The sequence below is a fragment of the Neisseria sp. P0022.S010 genome (assembly GCF_051956635.1).
Genome location: NZ_JBQCXF010000034.1, coordinates 1 through 20,285, shown reverse-complemented (window position 1 = coordinate 20,285; position 20,285 = coordinate 1). Strand labels below are relative to the sequence as shown.

21 protein-coding genes and 1 pseudogene are annotated in these 20,285 nt (G+C 49.5%); 9 read left to right on the top strand and 13 right to left on the bottom strand.

Annotated features, from left to right (window positions below; genetic code table 11):
- The 8 genes from ACTHUT_RS05810 to ACTHUT_RS05775 form a co-directional block, all read right to left on the bottom strand.
- A partial coding sequence (locus tag ACTHUT_RS05810) for an AMP-binding protein (RefSeq protein ID WP_440418698.1) occupies positions 1 to 500 on the bottom strand: 500 nt, incomplete at its 3' end.
- Positions 501 to 654: 154 nt separating this feature from the next.
- Entirely contained in the window at positions 655 to 753 is a 99-nt protein-coding gene (locus ACTHUT_RS05805; RefSeq protein WP_079453980.1) for a DUF333 domain-containing protein, read from the bottom strand.
- 52 nt (positions 754 to 805) lie between these two features.
- On the bottom strand, positions 806 to 1,591 hold the full coding sequence (locus ACTHUT_RS05800; RefSeq protein WP_440385682.1) for a TatD family hydrolase: 786 nt from the start codon (positions 1,589 to 1,591) through the stop codon (positions 806 to 808).
- A 4-nt stretch (positions 1,592 to 1,595) separates the two neighbouring features.
- The gene (locus ACTHUT_RS05795) at positions 1,596 to 1,949 is read right to left on the bottom strand and encodes a PilZ domain-containing protein (protein WP_003746058.1); all 354 of its coding nucleotides are present in this window, start codon (positions 1,947 to 1,949) and stop codon (positions 1,596 to 1,598) included.
- Positions 1,950 to 1,959: 10 nt separating this feature from the next.
- Positions 1,960 to 2,940 carry a DNA polymerase III subunit delta' gene (locus ACTHUT_RS05790; RefSeq protein WP_440385683.1) on the bottom strand — a complete coding sequence of 327 codons (981 nt, stop codon included), beginning with the start codon at positions 2,938 to 2,940 and terminating at the stop codon, positions 1,960 to 1,962.
- Between the two features lie 322 nt (positions 2,941 to 3,262).
- Positions 3,263 to 4,579, bottom strand: a complete 1,317-nt coding sequence (locus ACTHUT_RS05785; protein WP_440385684.1) for an MFS transporter — start codon at positions 4,577 to 4,579, stop codon at positions 3,263 to 3,265.
- Positions 4,576 to 4,764 (bottom strand): cbb3-type cytochrome oxidase assembly protein CcoS, encoded by a 189-nt coding sequence (gene ccoS, locus ACTHUT_RS05780; protein ID WP_004520838.1) that lies wholly within the window; start codon positions 4,762 to 4,764, stop codon positions 4,576 to 4,578. Before ccoS ends, ACTHUT_RS05785 begins: the two co-directional genes overlap by 4 nt.
- Positions 4,764 to 5,069, bottom strand: coding sequence for an HLGFF motif protein (locus tag ACTHUT_RS05775; protein WP_070625817.1), 306 nt, complete (start codon positions 5,067 to 5,069; stop codon positions 4,764 to 4,766). The genes ccoS and ACTHUT_RS05775 overlap by 1 nt, the downstream gene beginning before the upstream one ends.
- Before the next feature lie 234 nt (positions 5,070 to 5,303).
- Between ACTHUT_RS05775 and ACTHUT_RS05770 the strand changes: the two genes are divergently transcribed.
- Positions 5,304 to 6,500, top strand: coding sequence for an acetate kinase (locus ACTHUT_RS05770; RefSeq protein WP_440385685.1), 1,197 nt, complete (start codon positions 5,304 to 5,306; stop codon positions 6,498 to 6,500).
- 155 nt (positions 6,501 to 6,655) lie between these two features.
- Here ACTHUT_RS05770 and ACTHUT_RS05765 read toward each other — a convergent pair whose 3' ends face one another.
- Entirely contained in the window at positions 6,656 to 9,418 is a 2,763-nt protein-coding gene (locus ACTHUT_RS05765; RefSeq protein ID WP_440385686.1) for a TonB-dependent receptor domain-containing protein, read from the bottom strand.
- Between the two features lie 292 nt (positions 9,419 to 9,710).
- On the opposite strand from ACTHUT_RS05765, the pseudogene ACTHUT_RS05760 reads away from it, so the two are divergent.
- A pseudogene (locus tag ACTHUT_RS05760) lies at positions 9,711 to 9,833 on the top strand (IS5/IS1182 family transposase); the annotation flags it as partial.
- Between the two features lie 73 nt (positions 9,834 to 9,906).
- Here the strand turns inward: ACTHUT_RS05760 and ACTHUT_RS05755 are convergent.
- The gene (locus ACTHUT_RS05755) at positions 9,907 to 10,368 is read right to left on the bottom strand and encodes a c-type cytochrome (protein ID WP_315116042.1); all 462 of its coding nucleotides are present in this window, start codon (positions 10,366 to 10,368) and stop codon (positions 9,907 to 9,909) included.
- 131 nt (positions 10,369 to 10,499) lie between these two features.
- On the opposite strand from ACTHUT_RS05755, the gene ACTHUT_RS05750 reads away from it, so the two are divergent.
- The 6 genes from ACTHUT_RS05750 (at position 10,500) to ACTHUT_RS05725 (ending at position 15,850) form a co-directional block, all read left to right on the top strand.
- A complete protein-coding gene (locus ACTHUT_RS05750) occupies positions 10,500 to 11,324 on the top strand; it encodes an SDR family oxidoreductase (protein ID WP_440385687.1) in 825 nt (274 codons plus the stop codon).
- 113 nt (positions 11,325 to 11,437) lie between these two features.
- The gene (locus tag ACTHUT_RS05745; RefSeq protein ID WP_049329244.1) at positions 11,438 to 11,911 is read left to right on the top strand and encodes a Fur family transcriptional regulator; all 474 of its coding nucleotides are present in this window, start codon (positions 11,438 to 11,440) and stop codon (positions 11,909 to 11,911) included.
- A complete protein-coding gene (locus tag ACTHUT_RS05740; RefSeq protein ID WP_070838309.1) occupies positions 11,899 to 12,828 on the top strand; it encodes a CobW family GTP-binding protein in 930 nt (309 codons plus the stop codon). Before ACTHUT_RS05745 ends, ACTHUT_RS05740 begins: the two co-directional genes overlap by 13 nt.
- Positions 12,829 to 12,926: 98 nt before the next feature.
- Positions 12,927 to 13,982 (top strand): ABC transporter permease subunit, encoded by a 1,056-nt coding sequence (locus tag ACTHUT_RS05735; protein WP_003746080.1) that lies wholly within the window; start codon positions 12,927 to 12,929, stop codon positions 13,980 to 13,982.
- A 36-nt stretch (positions 13,983 to 14,018) separates the two neighbouring features.
- Entirely contained in the window at positions 14,019 to 15,059 is a 1,041-nt protein-coding gene (locus tag ACTHUT_RS05730) for an ABC transporter permease (RefSeq protein WP_004520828.1), read from the top strand.
- Positions 15,060 to 15,169: 110 nt separating this feature from the next.
- Entirely contained in the window at positions 15,170 to 15,850 is a 681-nt protein-coding gene (locus ACTHUT_RS05725; protein ID WP_003680951.1) for a sulfite exporter TauE/SafE family protein, read from the top strand.
- An 86-nt stretch (positions 15,851 to 15,936) separates the two neighbouring features.
- Here the strand turns inward: ACTHUT_RS05725 and ACTHUT_RS05720 are convergent, their stop codons facing one another.
- The 3 genes from ACTHUT_RS05720 to xseA form a co-directional block, all read right to left on the bottom strand.
- Positions 15,937 to 16,746 carry a sulfite exporter TauE/SafE family protein gene (locus tag ACTHUT_RS05720; protein ID WP_004520827.1) on the bottom strand — a complete coding sequence of 270 codons (810 nt, stop codon included), beginning with the start codon at positions 16,744 to 16,746 and terminating at the stop codon, positions 15,937 to 15,939.
- A gap of 1 nt (position 16,747) precedes the next feature.
- On the bottom strand, positions 16,748 to 17,527 hold the full coding sequence (pssA, locus tag ACTHUT_RS05715) for a CDP-diacylglycerol--serine O-phosphatidyltransferase (protein ID WP_004520826.1): 780 nt from the start codon (positions 17,525 to 17,527) through the stop codon (positions 16,748 to 16,750).
- Positions 17,528 to 17,650: 123 nt separating this feature from the next.
- A complete protein-coding gene (xseA, locus tag ACTHUT_RS05710; RefSeq protein WP_049344148.1) occupies positions 17,651 to 19,000 on the bottom strand; it encodes an exodeoxyribonuclease VII large subunit in 1,350 nt (449 codons plus the stop codon).
- A 181-nt stretch (positions 19,001 to 19,181) separates the two neighbouring features.
- Between xseA and lpxK the strand changes: the two genes are divergently transcribed.
- Positions 19,182 to 20,192, top strand: coding sequence for a tetraacyldisaccharide 4'-kinase (lpxK, locus tag ACTHUT_RS05705; RefSeq protein ID WP_440385689.1), 1,011 nt, complete (start codon positions 19,182 to 19,184; stop codon positions 20,190 to 20,192).
- Positions 20,193 to 20,285: the final 93 nt, after the last annotated feature.

The following is a 20,285-nucleotide window of genomic DNA, read 5'->3' as shown; positions in this document are numbered from 1 at the left end:
GACGGCTGACGGCTCAGATTCGGCTTGCCGGGGAATGTACGCGCGGCATCGAAATAGCTGTCATCGCCACTGGCGGCGTTGGTTTCGCCAATCCAGATGATTTTATTGACTTTGGTTTTGGCTTTGATGTTTTTGAGTTCTTTGGCCAACGGCGCGGAGGCAAACATAAAGCGTGCGTCGCAGTCATTGAGGATGTAAGAGAACTCTTCGCTTTTCAAAAAGACGTTGAGTGGGACGGCTACCGCGCCGATGGAAGTAATGGCGAAATAGGCGGCAATAAATTCGGGAGAGTTGGAAACGACAAGGGCGACCTTGTCGCCATATTGTACGCCTTCGTGTTGCAGATAGGCGGCGACGGTTTCTACTTCGTGTTTGAGGGAGGAATAGCTGATTTTTTCTTTGTCGTTGAAAATGACCGTGCCTTTACCGTTTTTTTGGCAGGCGGCTGTCAGCATGGCGTAAAAATTAGAGTGGGTGTGCATTTCGGAGTTCGTGTCCATATTGTGTCGATGGGTGTACGGTTTCGATGAACCGTTTATTTCGAAGGATAGGTTTTACATCCTATCGGTAAAATAAGCAAGAGGCCGTCTGAAAATACTTTCAGACGGCCTCTTGCTTTGTCGGGCTTAGGAAAGCAATATTTTGAATTTAAATTCATTTATTGTGTTGATGGAAATATTTCCATTCTTTAAAGGTCCGGCCGTCCGGAAGATGGCACAAGCCGATTTTGTTGTCGTTTCTGTCTTGAGCCATTTTGAGTTTGCCGCTGCGTTTGAGGCAGAACCGGTGGTAGAAAGTCTTAGAACTAGCCGTTGTTCAGACGGCTGTCGAGTACTTTCTTAAACAGGCGATAGAAATTGTCGCTGGTGTTTTGTGCCAATGTTTCCAAGCTCTCGCCGCGCAGATTGGCTACGAATTCGGCTGTATAGCGGACGTAGGACGGCTCGTTTTGTTTGCCGCGTTTGGGAACCGGCGCGAGGAAGGGGGCATCGGTTTCTACCAAGATTCTATCGGCAGGGACGTATTTGGCGGCTTCCTGAATCAGCGGCGCGTTTTTAAACGTCACAATGCCGGAGAAGGAAATGTATAAGCCCAAATCTAAAGCGGCTTTGGCAAAGGCGACGTCTTCGGAGAAGCAGTGGATCACGCCGGAGTTGGTGTGGCACTCTTTCAAAATCCGCAACGTGTCTTCGGCCGCATCGCGCGTGTGGACGATAACGGGCAGGCCGCTTTCGTTGGCGGCTTGGATGTGGTCGGCAAAGCGTTGATGCTGCCATGACAAATCGCCTTTACACCAGTAATAGTCCAAACCGGTTTCGCCGATACCGACGATTTTCGGATGTTTGGCCGCTTCTACCATTTCGGCAATGGTAAATTCCTCCGCTTCTTGGCTGTCGGGATGTACGCCGATGGTGCAGTAGATGTGGTCGTGCGCCTGGGCAATGTCGAAGACTTCGGCAAAACTTTGTTTGCTGACGCTGATGGCAAGCGCTTGTTTGACGCTTTGCGCTTCCATGTTGGCAAAGACTTCGGGCAGGCGGTCTTTTAGGCCGTCAAAGTTGAGATGGCAATGTGAATCGATTAAATGCATGGTATTACAGGGTAAAAGTAGTACGGTCGCTGCGCAGGCGCGGGCCGAGCTCGGCTTCGATCAGGTTTTTTGCCTGCTGGCAGCTTTCGTGTTCGGAAAAGGCAAGGCCTACGCCTTTGGGGCGGTGGGCCGAGGTGCGCGCCGGATTGATCCAAACGACTTTGGTTGGCAGGAAGCGTTTGGGATAGTCGGCGATTTCGACGGCCAAGAGAATGTCTTCGCCTAGGGAGAATACGTCATCGGTCGGCACAAACAGGCCGCCGTGTTCTAAAAACGGCATATAGCAGTTGTACAACAAATTGGGGTCTTTGAGTTGCAACGCCAACATCTTCGCCGGAATGTCTTTTTTATTCATGATTTATTACCTGTTAGGGTTTGTTTTGCCAAAAATCTAAATATTCGATAAGCAGATACTCAAGCTGCATTTTAACACTCAAGGTATGGTATCCGTAAGGGTTGAGCGCGTTCAGACGGCCCAATAGGGCAAACAGCCTGCGTGAATCGGTTTTGGAGGCCGTCTGAAGCAGGGCTTGGGCATGGTGCGGATAATAAAGCGGCGCCATGCTTTGTTGTGCCAAACCGACATCCGTCAGCCACTTTTGCAGCCAGTCGATGAAAACGGCAAGCGGTTGCTTTTGTTTGTCGAACGCAGCGGCGTAGTCGAGTATGGCCAACAGGCGCGGGGCAGCCAGCAGCGTCAGCAATTCTTCGCGCAATGCGTCCAATTCGGGAGCCGGTGTGAATAAAGGCGCGCCGCTGTGGAATGCCAACAAGGCTTCGGCATTTTCCACACCCTGTTGGCGCAGATATGCCGCAGCTTGTTCATGGGTCGGCGAGGGCAGCACCATCTGGCGGCAACGGCTTTTGATGGTGGGCAGGAGTTTGTCGCGCGCGTGGGTAACGAGCAGGAAAACAACGTGTTGCGGCGGCTCTTCCAAAGCTTTCAACAAACCGTTTGCCGCCTGTGTATTCATGCTTTCCGCCGGATGTACCAATACCACGCGCAGGCCGCCGCGGACAGCGGTCAGGTAAATGTTTTCCACAATATCGCGCACGGCATCGATTTTGATTTGCAGGAGTTTACGTCCTGTTGTCTCGCCTTCGGGAATTTCCGGCGTGAGTTCGTAAAAGTCGGGATGCGTGTTTTGGCTGAACAAATGGCACGAAGCGCACTCGCCGCAGGGTTCATGGCCGGACTTGGGCGATTCGCACAGCAATGCCTGCGCGACAAAGCGGGCAAACTCGGTTTTGCCGGTATTTTCTTTGCCGGTAAACAGCCAGGCGTTGGGACGGTTTTGCCAATGGGCGGCGAGCTGTTGCCATTGGGTTTCATGCCATGGATAAATCATATCGTTTGGGAACTATAAGGTAGGTGGTTATTATACGCTCAGGCCGTCTGAAAAAGTTTTCAGACGGCCTTTTATTAACTGCCTAAAAATTAATCAAATATCGTTTTGTTTTGAAATATCAAACATTAAGCAGACTTATTCACAGCCTTTGCACACGCTTGTTTGGGGAAAATGTGCATTTTGTCCGGCGGTAAAGTGATGCTTAAAATTTAGTCAGTCCTGTTTTTTAATGTTAAATCAGACAGTAATCTGATTTATGCACAAGCTGTCCACGCGATTGAACAGTGAAAATGTGCATGGTGGGGATATATTTCAGACGGCCTTATTTGCTGATTTTCAACAAAGCGGTCAAATCCCCGATAAATTTCGGTTCCCGTTTGATGAGGTAAACAATCAACGGAAGATTACCCACGGCAACAATCAAATACAGCAGCGTAATGCTGTCGAACAACATCAGCAAAACCGCGCTCAAAATAGCGGCCGACACCATAAACACGCCGTTGATGATGTTGTTGGCGGCGACGGCGTGGGCGCGGAAGGTTTCGCTGCTGGCGGTTTGCAGCCAAGTGTAGAGTGGTACGGAGAAAAAGCCGCCGAAAAAGCCGATGGCCGACATCACGAGCATAATCGGATACGCTTGGGCTTGCGATAAAAACCAGAGAATGCCGTTTAATTCGGTAAAGCGTTGGCCGTGGGTCAGCCACACCAACAATAATCCACAGACCGTCAGCCCCAGAGTACCGATGGTGACCAAGCCCAAAATCAGTCGCTCATGGCTGAGTTTGGCGCATAATACCGAGCCGATGGCGATGCCGATGGAGAACAGCGCCAACATCAGGTTGAACACATTATCGTTGCCGCCCAAATGGATTTGCGTGAACGTCGGCAGTTGGGTGGTATAAACCGAGCCGACAAACCAAAACCATGAAATACCGATAATGGAAGTGAATACAGGGCGGTCGGCCACCGCTTCTCGAATCAGCGAATTCGTGCCTTTGATGATGTTCCATTCGATTTTTGTGTCCGGCATTTTAGCGGCTACAGACGGCATAAACAGGCTGGTCATCGTGCCGCCGATGGCGACCAATAACACCAAACCGCCAACAATATACGGCGGAACGCCCGCGACTGCCGTGCCCAAAATCTGGCCAAGCAAGATGGCAATAAACGTACCCGATTCAATCAGGCTGTTGCCCATAATCAGTTCTTTGTCGTTGAGGTAATCGGGCAAAATGGCGTATTTCAGCGGGCCGAACAAAGTCGATTGCGTGCCCATGCAAAACAGGCAGATTAAAAGCAAAGGCGCGGATTGGATGTAGAAGCCATATGCCGCCACTGCCATGATGATGATTTCCAACAGCTTGATCCAGCGCGCCAAAACGGCTTTGTCGAATTTGTTGCTCAGCTGTCCTGATAGCGCGGAAAACAGAAAATAGGGCAGGATAAACAGCATCGCGCCCAAGTTCAGCATTTGGCTGGACGGCAGAAAGTCATTTTTGCCCAAACCGTAAAAACTGATCATCACGAATAATGCGGTTTTGAACACATTATCGTTAAACGCGCCCAAAAACTGCGTCCCAAAGAGCGGCGCAAAACGGCGGGTCGTGTGGAAATTCAGATTGTCTTTTTTAAGGCTCATTGTTCGGATTCTTTGTTTTCGTCTTTTTCGATCAGTTTTTCAGTGGAGTCGTCGTCCATCAAAATGCGGTGTGCAGGTCCTTCAAGGTCGTCAAACTGTCCGTTTTTACCCGACCACCAGAAAAACCAGCCGATGATAAAGGCCAAAATAATGCTGATGGGGACAAGGATAAACATACTTTCCATTACATCGCTCCGGTCAAATCGGTCAGGATAAAGGTTTTGCCGCTGACGGTCAGGTATTCGTTGCGCAGCGCACCGATGTTTTTATCGTCAAAAAACAATTCGATACGGTCTTTAACCACGCGCCAGTATTGCGGAATATCGGTTTGCTCGAAAGGCGACAATACCGCCGCTGCGGCTGCGTCTTCACTTTGCAGCTTGATTGCGAAGCGTCCGCTTTGCGGCGGATTTTGCGACTCATCGTCTGCCAACATAATAAAAAATCCGGCATGCTCACCGTCTTGAGTGTGGATACTGAAATAATGCATATTGAAAATTCTTCAAAACCGCCGTCATTTTTCAGACGGCCTAAAATAAAATTCCGTCCATTTTACATCAAATATTAAGTCAAGCAGCCGATTACATTTTTTGTTAGAATACCGCATTTACTTTGTTAATCTGTTCAGACCGCTACCCACTACGTCCCTCAGCGGATGCAACCCAGCCGGAGCAGCAGTAAGATCCCGACAAAAAGGCCGTCTGAAACCTCAAGGAGCATAAAAATGACACAAAAGTTAATCTTGGTTTTGAACTGCGGCAGCTCTTCCCTCAAGGGTGCCGTATTGGACAACGACAGCGGCGAAGTATTGCTGAGCTGCCTGGCAGAAAAACTCAATCTGCCTGATGCCTACATTACCTTCAAATTTAACGGCGAAAAACGCAAAGTCGATCTTTCTGCCAAACCTGACCATACCGGTGCCGTTGAAGCCCTGATGGAAGAACTGAAAGCGCATGACCTCGATAGCCGTATCGGCGCCATCGGCCACCGTGTCGTCAGCGGCGGCGAATTGTACAAAGAATCTATTTTGGTTACAGACGAAGTCATTGCCGGTATTGAAAAATGCATTCCGCTCGCTCCTTTGCACAACCCTGCCCACCTTTTGGGCCTGCGTGCTGCACAAACCATTTTCAAAGGTCTGCCGAACGTTGTCGTATTCGACACCGCCTTCCATCAAACCATGCCTGAACACGCTTACAAATATGCTGTTCCACATGAATTGTATGAAAAATACGGCTTGCGCCGCTACGGCGCGCACGGTACCAGCTACCGCTTCGTTGCCGATGAAACCGCACGTTTCCTCGGCAAAGACAAAAAAGATTTGCGCATGGTTATTGCCCACTTGGGTAACGGCGCATCCATTACCGCCGTTGCCAACGGCCAATCTCAAGACACCAGCATGGGCCTGACTCCGTTGGAAGGCTTGGTAATGGGTACCCGCAGCGGCGATATCGACCCTGCCGTTTTCAGTTTCTTGGCTGAAAACGCCAACATGACCATTTCCCAAATTACCGAAATGCTGAACAAAAAATCCGGCCTGCTCGGTATCTCCGGTTTGTCCAACGACTGCCGTACCATCGAAGAAGAAGCTGCCAAAGGCCATCCGGGCGCCAAACTGGCTCTGGAAATGTTCATCTACCGCTTGGCTAAATACATCGGCAGCATGACAGTAGCGGCAGGCGGTTTGGACGCATTGGTCTTCACCGGCGGTATCGGCGAAAACTCCGACATCATCCGCGAACGCGTATTGGGTTACTTGGGCTTCCTCGGTCTGCACATTGACCAAGAAGCCAACCTGAAAGCCCGCTTCGGTAATGCCGGTGTGATTACCACTGCTGACAGCAAAGCTGTTGCCGTTGTGATTCCTACCAACGAAGAATTGATGATTGCACACGATACTGCCCGTCTGAGCGGCCTGTAATCCATCATCATTGAAAACCTGTCCGCAAGGGCAGGTTTTTTATTGTGTATAGATGAAGAAAATTTTGAGGATATATCGAAAAAAGCCGGCAAACATTGTGTTTGTCGGCTTTTGAGTCAGTGTTGTATCAAGAATGCTGATAGATAGAGATAGGTTTAGAACTTATAACTGATGGTAAACAGCAAAGTCCTGCCTCGTGCGTAGTTGTTCAAGACGGAGCGTGTCGTGCCGCCATATTTGCCGTTGCATAAACCGTTGGCATCACATTCGACCTCTTCATCATCCAAACCGCCTTTTCTTTCAAATACGCTGAAATAGCGCTGGGTTGCAGCATCGTTTGCAGCATCCAAAGGATCGATATAGCGTTTATTGAACGCATTTTGAATGTCGAAACGAAGGATAAGGTTTTTCTTCGGTTCGTAATTGGCATAGAAATCAAAAATCAGCGGCTGTCTGTTGATGCTTTCTGTTTTTTTGATCACCCTTCTGCCCATTTGGTGTGAAGAGTAGGTATTGGCGCCGGTTGTCCCGTCAACAAATTCTTCCTCAGTCGTTGCCCGTGTACTTTTGCCGTAATAGCGCATAATGCCGCCGATGGTCAATTTGTTGCCCAACCAGCGTGATCCCAATTCAAACCGACCGTAATCTCGGGGCAGGCGGGAAATTTTGCTTAAGCCGTAGCCTTGTTTGATTTGGTCTTCTTTAGAAGAGTTACGGGGCGATTCGCTGGCATCGCTATAGTTGGTCGGCTGGTTGGTTTTTTGATAGGCGTAAGACAGGGTTGTAAAAAAGCGGCCGAAATCATAGTTCATTTCCACCTCCAAACCATTTTTATGGACAGGTTTGGCGTAGTTTCGATGCTGGATAGAGTATTGCAGGCCGGTGCTGGTTACCCAGCTGGGTGCTTTATCCAAATCCCACCATTTGCCATAAACATTGTGAATATAGTTGTTGATCCTGCTGCGATAGGCGACCAGTTTAAAACCCAATACATCGTCCGGCTTGAAAATCCCTTTTTTGAAGGTATTGAAACCTATTTGGTAAGTATTGGCCTGTTCCGGCTTGAGGGCGGTATTGACGCCCGAGTCGCCGATTTGTGAAAAATACATTTCTTGAATATTCGGCATTCTATGCGTGCGCGAATAGCTGATAAACGGCATAAAGTAGTCGTTGACATTGATGTTTAATGCCACCGAATGGTTTACCGCATGCTTTTTACCGGATTTGGTATAAACGGGTTCGTAAAGGTCGCAGCTTGGCGTGCAATGCTGTTTATAAATTTCAGAGTCTTCTCCAAATGCTTTTTTAAAGTCTTCTTGGGTATTGAAGTAGTCGGTATATTCGCCCTTGTAGCGGTAGTTGACCATATTGGCGCTGTAATTCAATTGATAAATGCCTTTTTTCAAGGAAGTATCAAAATAGAATGTATTGAATTTTTGCTGGCCTGAAGGTTGCAATATGGTTGATTTTTGAGGAAATATTCCTTTGTCTCCTTTGAAGCGGCCTAAAAAGCTGTACAGGCCGGCATCTTGATCCGGGCCGTCGTAAAACAGGCTCAGCTCTTCCGGAAAGCGGTTTTTACTGTATTGGTTTTTAAAGAAATTGAAACCGACAGTAGCTTTTAAATCTGTTTTTTGGGGAAGTTTGAAAGAAAAACTGTTGTTGATATCCAAAAGATTGGCTGTATTTTTGGTTTCCAAATAATCAAGCAGTCCCCATCCTGAAAAACGTGAGTTTTTCGGATATTTTTGTTTTCCCAAATTATGGGCGGCCAACACGTTTAAATCGACATAATCGCCAATGTTTAAGTTGTAATTGGCTTGGTAGTTGCGGTTTTCTACTTTGCGGCTGCCGATACGGTTGTTCATGGTACGAAGCTGAAGGTCCAGCTTGTTGTTGTCGTTTTCGTATTCCACTTTGACCAAATGGCTGTTTGAGCGTTGTTGCAGGCTGGTCGGGTCGATTGGAGTCAGATCCCATTGCGGTGCCAAATTCTCTTTCCAGCCTCTTTCCAAGTCATCGACATAATCTCTTTGTAAAACTTCAGGATCGTTATATTTTTTGGAGAAAGGGTAGTCCCAATAGCTTTTACCGACCGCATTGCGCTTGGAAAAGTCGCGAACCCAACGATTTTGCCCTTGGTCGAATTTCAATAAGTTGCTCTCAAAATATTCTTGTTTTTTACGGTCCAAATATTCTTCACCAAAATTGCCGATACGCTGACCGCCGCCGCCTACTTTATAGTTTTGCTCGACATTACGGTGGCTGTAACCATATAACGCCCCCAGGCGTGCACCGCTGTCAAACCATTTTTGTACCGCCCCGGTTGCCATAAAATTGCTTTTGGTACTGTTTGTGCCGGTCAATCCTTTGGTCAAGAGGCCGAAGGTATGGTTTCCGTGTACCACATCGTCCACCCGTAAAGTACGGAAATTGGCTGTACCGGATAAGGTATTAATGCCGTTGGCACCCGAGAAACTGCCTTTGGTTACATCCACACCGGCAATAAAATTGGGATCCAGTGCCGTACCGAATTGCGAGGAGCTGCCGCTGCGTCCGGCATCGGCAGAAGTGGAATAGAAGGTTTGGGTTACGCCGTCAACCATCGTATTGACACGTCCCAAACCGCTATCGCCACGGATATTGACCGCCAATACCCCCGATCCCTTGTCTTGTTGGGTGAAGACACCGGGCATGCTCCGCACGATGGTATCGATGTTTTCGCTGGATTGATAAATGCGTTCGCGCGAACTTTTGGCTTGGCCTTCGGTAAAAACTTTTTTCTCTTTGGCAATGTGTTTGCCTTTGACTTGAATTTCATCAAGCTCTTGAGTTGAAACTTCTTCTTCTGCGTGTGCGATACTTGTTATAGCCAGTAAAGATAATGTCAGTAGATTTAATTTGAAATTCGGATTCATGATAGTTACCTCAGAAACGAAGTCGCTACTGTATAACATATTATTAAACTTTACAAATATTTTGATAATGGTTTTTATTTTTTAAAAAATAAAGCAGATTCTTGTTTTAGGAAATAATCCACCGACATATTATTAATCTGGCTGAAAAGATAAAGCAGGTCTGAATTTGAATTTGATTGGTAGAGAAGAAGGGAGATTTAATTGAATTTAAACAGCCGGAAGAAGAAAATTTGATTGCGCTATGTGAATTGAGCCGTCGGTTTCAAATGAAACCGACAAAACATGAAATGCAAAATATAGTGGATTAAATTTAAATCAGGACAAGGCGACGAAGCTGCAGACAGTACAGATAGTACGGCAAGGCGAGGCAACGCCGTACTGGTTTAAATTTAATCCACTATATAAAGTCGATAGGGAAAGGTTTGAAGTCAGTTGAAGAAAAGGCCGTCTGAAAATGATATTTCAGACGGCCTTTATTGTTTTAAGCCTTATTCCGGACCGCGGAATGTATCGTGGCAAGATTTGCAGCTTGCACCGGTTTCGCCGTAAGCGGCTTTGATTTCTTCAAGCTTGCCAGTTTGGGCGACAGCATTGAGTTTCTCAACTGCGGCGGCAAATTTTTCTTCTTCGGCTTTGAAGGTTGCCGTGTCTGTCCAGATGGCAGGCAGGGCGCGGCCGTTGCCTTGAGGATCAGATTCAAACAGGGTGAACGGTTTTTTGCTGTTTTCAGCGAAGGTTGCGGCGGCTTGTTTGAATTTTTCTACGTCGTAAGGCTCTTCGTCTTTGACCATTTTGCCCATGCGGGTAAACTCGGGCATCATGGATTTGAACGCGGCTGTACGGTCTTCGGAAATCGGGCCTTTAGGCTGGGACGGCGCGCCGCTGCCGCCGCAGGCGGTCAGGGTAAGCGCCACTGCCGCCAAAGCGACAGGGAGAAAACGGGTTTTCATATGGAGTGTGTCCTATTGTAATGATATGATTATCGTTAAATTTAGAATCGGTCGGCCGAATTTCAGGCCGTCTGATAAGGCGTTATCATACCTTAAACTCAAGTCTGAAACGAGTACAGAAAGGAAACGATATGGCAATTTTGATTACCGGGGCATCGGCGGGATTCGGCGCGGCAATGTGCCGCACCTTTGTTGCGGCAGGCTATCATGTCATCGGCGCGGCACGGCGCGAAGACAAATTGCAACAGTTGGCTGAGGAATTGGGCGAGCAGTTTTACCCTTTGGAAATGGATGTTTCGCGCACGGAGTCGATTCAAAACGCTTTAAACAGCCTGCCCGAGCATTTAGCTGAAATCGATTGCCTGATCAACAACGCCGGTTTGGCTTTAGGTTTGGATTCTGCCGATAAAGCCGATTTTGGCGATTGGGAAACCATGATTCAAACCAATATCATCGGCCTGACTTTTCTGACCCGCCAGATTTTGCCGCAAATGGTTGCGCGCAAACAAGGCTACATCATCAATCTGGGTTCGATTGCCGGCAGTTATGCTTATCCCGGCAGTAATGTCTATGGCGCGACCAAGGCTTTTGTGCGCCAATTCAGCATGAATCTGCGCGCCGAATTGGCAGACAAAAACATCCGCATTACCAATATCGAACCGGGCTTGTGCGGCGATACCGAGTTTTCCAACGTCCGTTTCAAAGGCGACGACCAGCGTGCGGCCGAGGTTTATGAGAATGTCGAGTTTATCCAGCCGCAAGATATTGCCGATACCGCTTTATGGCTCTATCAGCGTCCGGCGCGGATGAACGTCAATTCCATCGAAATCATGCCGGTTGCCCAGACCTTTGCAGGCATGAAAGTTTACCGTGACGCGCCTGCTCCGGCGAAGGAAGAAACGTTTGAAAAACAAAGCATGTCTTTGTTTGGAAAAATTAAATCTTGGTTTAAGTAATCGGCATCAGGCCGTCTGAACGTTTCAGACGGCCTCTTTGTTATCTGAAATTGAACAAACACGTTATAATGTAATTTTTTATTAACAAGGCCGTCTGAAAGGCTGTTTCAGTTATGAACGCAATCAAACAAAAAATCTTAGAACAAGCGCAGCGCGATGGTGTGCAGGTAACCGCTTTGCGCGAGCAAGTGCTTGATATTGTTTTGAAACAAAGCGGCGTGATTAAAGCCTACAACGTTCTGTCGCAGATGCAGCAGCAAAGCGAGGGCGTGGTTGCGCCGCCGACGGCCTACCGCGCCCTTGATTTTTGGGCGGAGCAGGGCGTTTTGCACAAAGTGGCGGCGGTCAACGGCTATATTTTGTGCAGCCACGCGCAGCACGAGTGCAACGATCATTGCCACGACCACGAAGAAGCCGAAGCGCACCACAGCGCGTTTATTTTGGTCTGCACCGAATGCGGTACGGCGGATGAGCAGACTTTGAGCCAAGAATGGGCGGCATTGCGTGCAGGCGTGGCCGAAACCGGTTTCTCATTAAAAGAAGAACATGTTGTTTTAACAGGAATTTGTAAAAAATGTCAGAAGTAAAAAAGACTAAAGTCCACCTGATTTCAGGCTTCCTCGGAACAGGCAAAACCACCGCCCTTAAAAGTCTAATGGCACAAAAAGACCCGAATGAAAAATGGGTCATCATTGTCAACGAATTTGGCGAAATCGGCATTGACGGCGCCGTCTTGAGCGACAACGGCATTCCCGTAGCTGAAATCGCCGGCGGCTGTTTGTGCTGTACTGCCGGCGCGCAAATGGGTACGACCGTACAAAAAATGCTGCGCGATGCCCAACCCGACCGCTTGATGATTGAAGCCAGCGGACTGGCGCACGCTGCCAGCGTTATCGACGAACTGAAAGCCAAACCGCTCGACAGTATGTTGGAAATCGGCGCCGTCTTTACCGTTGTCGATCCGCGCCAATTCATTAATCCCGATTACGCGCAACAAGCCTTGTATAAAGACCAAATCGGCATTTGCGACGTATTGGTTGCCAGCAAAACCGACTTGTGCACGCCGGAGCAGCTGGCTGAGTTTCACGATAAAGCGGCCAAGCTGTTCCCGCCCAAAGCCAAAGTCGTTGAAGTACAAAATGCTCAACTCGACATCCAATGGCTTGATATTCCCGTGGTCGAAAAATCGCGCTACCGCCTTAAAGCCCTGCCGGACAACACCATGGGCTTCCAGTCGCAAGGTTTCACTTTCCCTGCCGGACGCGATTTCGACGGTGAAAAATTGACCGATTTCTTCAACGACCTGCCTAAATTTACAGACGGCCTCGTGCGTGCCAAAGGCGTGTTCCAAGTGCTCGGTACTTGGGTATGGCTCAACTGGGTGGACGGTCAATGGGGCGCAAATCAGGTTTCATGGCGCCGCGATTCCCGCTTTGAGCTGATTGCTAAATCCTTTGATGCGGATTTGATTGAGAAAAAATTGCTGGAGGCTTTGGAGAAGTAAATCATCGTCCAAACGCTTATTAATCCGTTACTATATGCCGTCTGAAGTCAGCGATTTCAGACGGCCTTCAAATCAAAAAAATAGAGGAACACTTAACCATGTGGCGTTATATCTTTCATCGTTTGCTCCTTTTGATTCCCACGCTGTTGGGGATTTTGGCGATTACTTTCGCCGTGATTCAGTTTGTTCCCGGCGGCCCGGTGGAGCAGATGGTTCAGCAGCTGACGCAGGGCGCAGTTGGCGGCGAGACGGCGGGACACAGTATGCCCGGAACTTTGGCCAAAAACGGCAACCGCATCAGTGCGGAAGATTTGGCCGCGCTGAATGCTTTATACGGTTTCGACAAGCCGCCTTTGACGCGTTTTGCCGATATGGTATGGAAATTCGCCCGTTTCGATTTGGGTGAGAGCTTTTTCCATCACCAAACTGTGTTTGAATTGGTGAAAGAAAAAATGCCGGTATCGATGAGTTTGGGTTTGTGGACGTTTTTCCTGACTTATTTGATATGTATTCCGTTGGGTATTGCCAAGGCGGTCAGGGATGGCAGCCGATTCGATACGATTACGGGCATGATCATTTTGGTCGGCTATACCGTACCGCCGTTTGTCTTGGGTTTGGTGTTGCTGGTGTTGTTTGGCGGCGGCAGCTTTTTTGCCTGGTTTCCTCAGGGTGGTTTGGTCGGCGATGATTTCGATACGCTCTCTTGGGCCGGTAAAGTCAAAGATTATTTGTGGCATATGGCCTTGCCGATTACCGCTTCGGTGGCAGGTAACTTGGCGGTAATGACCGTATTGACGAAAAACGTGTTCCTTGAAGAAATCCGCCGTCAATATGTTTATACCGCACGAGCTAAGGGCTTGCCTGAGAAACAGATTTTGTGGAAACATATTTTCCGCAACGCCATGATTCCTTTGATTACCGGTTTCCCGGCCGCATTTATCGGCGCGTTCTTTACCGGCAGCCTGTTGATTGAAACGCTGTTCTCGCTGGATGGTTTGGGTTTGCTGTCTTACGAGGCAGTGATGAAACGTGATTATCCTGTCGTAATGGGTACGCTGTATGTATTCACGCTGATGGGGTTGTTGGCTAAACTGGTGTCGGATATTTCTTATTCATGGGTCGATCCGCGTATTCACTTTGGCGGACAGAAATAAGGCCGTCTGAAAATATCTTCAATCCATTATTAAAGAATGTTTCGAACCATGAAAAAGAAAAAATCTACTTCAAACCCTACTTGGCAAGCCTTTAAGCAGCATAAGCGCGGTTGGTTGGCTTTGCGGATTTTGGCCGTTTTGTTTGTCGTCACTTTGCTTGCTCCTTTGTGGAGCAACGATAAACCTTTGTGGATACGCTATCAGGGCGAGTATTTCTTCCCCTTGGTAAACGAATACAACGAAACCACATTTGGCGGCGATTTCGATACGCCGGCGGATTATTTGGATCCGCTTATCCGTCACAACATCACTTCAGACGGCAATTTTGCCCTTTACCTGCCCAATCCTTACGATGCCGATACCTTAAACGATTTTGATACGGCACCCGATCCGGCCAAACCGTCCGAACGGCATATCTTGGGAACGGATGACCGCGGCCGCGACCTGTTGGCACGCTTGGTTTACGGTTTCCGCGATTCGCTGTTGTTTGCCTTGGTGTTGACTGTGGTGACTACCGTGATTGGCGTGGTTGCAGGCGCGGTACAGGGTTATTTTGGCGGTAAAACCGACCTTCTGATGCAGCGTTTTATCGAGGTTTGGGGCGGTATGCCGGAGTTGTACCTCTTGATTATCCTGTCTTCGTTCTTTAATCCGGGACTGTTGATTTTGTTGGTGTTGCTGTCGCTTTTCGGCTGGATGGGCTTGTCCGACTATGTCCGCGCCGAGTTTTTGAAAAACCGTCAGACCGATTACGTTTTAGCAGCGCGCGCGATGGGCGTAGGCAACCGTGAAATCATGTGGCGCCATATCCTGCCCAACAGCTTGACGCCGGTATTGGCCTTCCTGCCTTTCCGTATTTCCGGTGCCGTACTTGCCCTGACCAGTTTGGACTTCTTGGGCTTGGGCGTACCTGCCTCACAGGCAAGTTTGGGCGAGTTGCTGGCGCAAGGTAAAGACAACTTGGACGCGTGGTGGATTGGCCTGTCTGCCGTTGCTACGCTGACGGTAATGCTGCTTTTGCTGGTTATGATCGGCGAAGGTTTGCGTCAGGCATTTGATGTACGCGCACGCAGTTAATTGCTTTTCTAAAACGTGAAGAGGGTGGGCGGAAAAGCCTGTCCTTCATTCTCAAGGCCGTCTGAAAAGTTTCAGACGGCCTCATCCATTCGTTTGAATCATTAAAAATCATGAATCAAGAAATCACATTTCTTACTCTTTTTTTGCTCGGCTTTTTTGGTGGAACGCATTGTGTCGGCATGTGCGGTGGATTGAGCAGCGCATTCGCTTTGCAGCTGCCGCCACATTTAAACCGAATCGGGCTGATTGTATTGTTGAACTTGGGGCGCATCAGCAGCTATGTCGTCATCGGCCTTCTGGTCGGCTTGGTCGGGCAGGTCGGCATTTCCTTGGACGATACGCGCGCGGTTCAAAACGGTTTGTATATTGCCGCCAATGTTTTGCTGCTTTTGCTCGGTCTGTATCTTGCCGGTATTTCGACTGCCGCAACCAAAATCGAAGGCATCGGTAAACCGATATGGAAACGCCTGAATCCTTTGCTGAACAAATTGCTGCCGATTAAATCAGTGCCTGCCTGTTTCGGCGTCGGCGTGCTTTGGGGCTGGCTGCCTTGCGGTTTGGTGTACAGCGCGTCTTTGTATGCTTTGGGCAGCGGCAATGCCTTGCACGGCGGGCTGTATATGCTGGCGTTTGCATTGGGGACCTTGCCGAACCTGCTCGCGATGGGCATATTTGCAGCGCAGTTGAAAACCTTTCTGCAAAAACGCATGGTTCGTTTGTGCGCCGGATTGTTGGTGGCAGGATGGGCGATATGGCGCTTGGCTGTATTTGCGATGGGGCAAATCGGGTAAGGTAAAAAGGTTTTATTTAGTTTGTTGTTTTGCAATTAAAAAGGCCGTCTGAAAGAATTTCAGACGGCCTTTTTCACAAGAAAGATTTAATGTATCAAATTCCAAGCCATCTTGGCGGCAATCAGCAGCAACATGATGCCGAAGGCGATTTTGAGTTTTCGGGCGGGCAGCTTGTGCGCCGTTTTTACGCCGAGTGGAGCGAAGAGGATGGTGGCAACGCTCAATATGGCTACAGCCGGAAGATAGATAAAGCCTGCCGCGCCTTCAGGCAGGTGGGCAACATGTAAACCGTTGGCAAAATAGCCGATGGTGCCGGCAATCGCAATCGGCCATGCCAGACCTGAAGATGTGCCGATGGCGCGGTGTGCCGGAAAGTTGCAATATAGTAGAAATGGAACGGATAGCGAACCGCCGCCGATACCGACCCAACTTGAAGCCGCCCCAAAAAGCGTACCCACGGCTGTCAGGCCGTGGAGGGCAGGCAGGGTGCGTGAAGGTTTGGGTTTGGAATCGCGTAGGGTTTTGACTGCGATAAAGGCAAGAAATGCAATAAAGAAAACTTGCAAAGCCAGCGTCGGCATATATTTTGCCGTTACCGCGCCGAGGAGTACGCCAAGTATCATGCCCGGCGTCATTCGGCGGACGGTCGCCCAATCAATGGCGTGCTTTTTATGTTGGGCGTACATACTGGAGAAGGTAGTAAACACCATGACGGCAAAGGAAGTGCCGATGGCAAGATGCTGGGCATAGGGGTGGCTGCCTATGCCTTGCAGCTGCAACGCCCATAAGACAACGGGAACAATCAACGTGCCACCGCCTACGCCGAATAGTCCGGCAATAAAGCCCGCTGCGCTGCCGACGGCGAGCAGGGCAAGGATGATGTCCCAAGACCACATTTCAGACGGCCTTGTCGTGTTTGTGTGCTTTATGGCGTTTTTTAAACCAACGGATGACTGCCATCACATAACCGGACAGGCTGTAACCGAGGAAAAATAGGAAGAGGACGAGAGAAGGCTCCCAGTTGATGAGCAGCAATACCAACACGGCCAACACCATGCCCATAAACGGTACTTGGCGGCGGATGTTGATTTCTTTGAAGCTCCAAAACGGAATCTGCACAATCATGGAAATGCCGGCAAACAGGGTAATGCCCAATGCCCACCAATGCACGCCGGGGAAGCGTTCGATGCTGTGGTTGACCCAAATCAGGCCGACAATCAACGCAGCGGCGGTCGGGCTTGGAACGCCGATAAACCAGCGTTTGTCGACTTTGCCGATAAGCGTGTTGAACAGTGCCAAACGCAGAGCGGCGCAGGCGCAGTAGATAAAGGCGACGGAATAGCCGATTTTGCCAAACTGCCAAAGTTGCCATTTGTAGGCAATCAGGGCAGGCGCGACGCCGAAACTGACCATATCGGCGAGGCTGTCGAGCTGTTCACCGAATGCGCTCTGGCTGTTGGTCAAACGTGCAACGCGTCCGTCCATGCCGTCGAGCAGCATGGAAAGGAAAACTGCAATCGCCGCCGTTTCATAACGTCCGTGCATGGACTGTGTAATGGCGAAGAAGGCGCAAAACAGTGCGGCGATGGTAAAGGAATTGGGCAGCAGGTAAATGCTGTTTTTGCGGATGGAATTGCGTGGTGGAATCGGATTTTCTGTATTTTGTGAGTTGTCCATAATGTTTCCGTATATGCTGCGGGTGCAGATGAGGCATTATACCGCATTGGCAGGTTAAGGATTTTTAAAAGGCAGACATAGTTTCACTTCAATCGCATAAAGTTTCAGACGGCCTTTATTTTGTCAGTCAAACAACTCGCCCTGAGCCTGCTCTTTGGTCACGCGTACGTCGGTTTCGCCGTCGGCAAAAGTGATGTGCAGTTTCTGCCCTTGTTTCAATGTATCGGCATTGCGGATGACTTGTCCGCGTGTGTTTTTGACGACGGAGAAACCTCGCTCCAGAATATGCTGCGGCGATACGGCTTCGAGCAATGCGGCTTGGGCGATCAGGCTTTGACAGCGTTGGACAAGCAGCTGGCGGAAGGAATGCGACAAGGCCGTCTGAAAGCGGTCGATGTTGTGTTTGTAAATGGAAACATCAGGACGGCAATGTTTCAGGGTTTGGGTTTGGCGTTCAAAACGGGCGGTATGGGCACGGAGGTTTTGCGTCATCGAGTAAGACAGCGTTTGCGCCAGCTTGCTGATTGAAGCGCGCTGATCGTCAAGTTTTTGGCGCGGGTGACGGATTTGCCGCGCCAACCAGTCGAGTTTTTGGCTGGCATCGAAATAACGTTGCTCCAAAACGGTTTTCAGACGGCCTTGCGCTTGGGCTAGACGATGTAACGATTCTTGGCGGTTGGGGCTGACCAGTTCTGCCGCGCCGGTCGGCGTGGGTGCGCGTACGTCGGCGACGAAATCGGCGAGTGTGAAATCGGTTTCGTGGCCTACGCCGCTGACAACGGGAATTGCGCAGGCTTCGATGGCGCGCACAACCGGTTCTTCATTAAACGCCCACAAGTCTTCAATGCTGCCGCCGCCGCGACAGACAATCAGCACGTCACATTCGGCGCGTTGCGAAGCGGTTTTAATCGCTTGAGCAATTTGCAACTCGCTGCCTGTGCCTTGTACGGGCGTCGGATAAACGATAACGGGGATTTCGGGTGCGCGGCGGTTTAAGGTGGTCACGACATCGCGCAAAGCTGCCGCCGCCAGGCTGGTGACGATGCCGATACATTGCGGACGGGCGGGCAGAGGTTTCTTGCGTTCCGCTGAAAACGCGCCTTCCGCCTGCAACTGCGCCTTCAATCGCTCATAGGCTTCGTAAAGCTGCCCCAAGCCTTTGAGCCGCACCTCGTTCACCGTAATCTGAAATTCACCCCGCGCTTCATAAATACTGATTCTTCCTGATACCTCGATATGGTCGCCTTCTTTCAAAGGCTTCGCCAAGCGCATGGCCGCACCCTTAAACATCGCGCAACGCACCTGAGCGCGGCTGTCTTTGAGCGAGAAATAATAATGTCCGCTGGCAGCACGGGTCAGGTTGGATACTTCGCCGGCAATCCACAAGCCTGCGAGATGGTCTTCCAACAAGGCTTTGGCGAGGGCGTTGAGTTCGGATACGGAAATGGAGGAGGGCGCGAAGAGTTCGGACATTGCGAAACAGGAAAAATTTGGGAAAGTTGAATTATAAGGGTTTTAGAGCGATTCGTTGTATTCGTTTTTATGAAACTTGCGCCCTTTGTTTTAATATTATCAAAGGCGCATGTTCAGACGGCCTTGCCTGGGCGGGCTTGTGTTATATTATCGTTTGATTTTCGCTTCAAAAGCCGTGCGTATGCCCAAACTCCACCAAATTATCGAACGCCATTGGCAATCCCCCAATCCGTTTTTGTCTTTGCTGTTAAAACCATTGTCCAAGCTGTTTGCCAAAATTGCGGCGAAACGGCGCGATGATTTTGTTTCAGGCCGTCTGAAAAGCGAAAAATTGCCTGTGCCTGTGGTGGTAGTCGGCAATATCCATGCAGGCGGAACAGGGAAAACGCCGATAGTCGCTGCGCTGGTGTCGGGTTTGCAGGAAAAGGGCGTTAAGGTCGGTATCATCAGCCGAGGTTATGGGCGCAAGAGTAAGGCGGTTCATGTATTGAATACAGCCAGCAGTGCGGCAGATGCAGGCGACGAGCCTTTATTGCTGTTTCGCCAAACCGGTGCGCCGACGGCGGTAGGCAGCAGCCGTGCAGAAGCAGGCAGGGCATTGCTTGCAGCGCATCCGGAGCTTGAATTGATTGTGACCGACGACGGCTTGCAACATTATGCCTTGCAGCGCGATATGGAAATTGCCGTATTCCCGGCGGCGGATACGGGGCGGACGGATTTGGATTTACTGCCCAACGGCAGCTTGCGCGAACCTTTGTCGCGATTGGCTTCCGTTGATGCGGTCGTCGTCAGTGGCGGAAAGGCAGATGCGGCATTTAAGCCGTCTGAAAATATGTTTGTCAGCCATATTGAAACAGGGCGGATTTACCGGTTGAACAGGCCGTTTGAGAAATTGGATTTGGAAGGCTTGGGAAATCAAACCGTCGCTGCCGTCGCCGGTATCGCTAAGCCGGAGCGTTTTTTCAATACGTTGCAAAGCATGAATATCGCTTTGAAACAAACCGTTGCCTTGCCTGATCATGCAGATATTACGGCAGCGGATTTGCCGAATGCAGATGTGGTGATTATCACGGAAAAGGATGCGGTCAAATTTTCAGACGGCCACGGCCTGAATCATGTGTGGGTCTTGCCTGTTTATGCGATAATTGAGCCGGACTTGGCGGCGTTTGTATCCGCGAATGTTTCAATCTAAATGCTTATAGATGTTTCACAGATGTTTTAAAGATGATCTTCAAACTACGCGATAGGAGTAAATCATGAAGTTAAAATATTTGTTGGTCGCTTG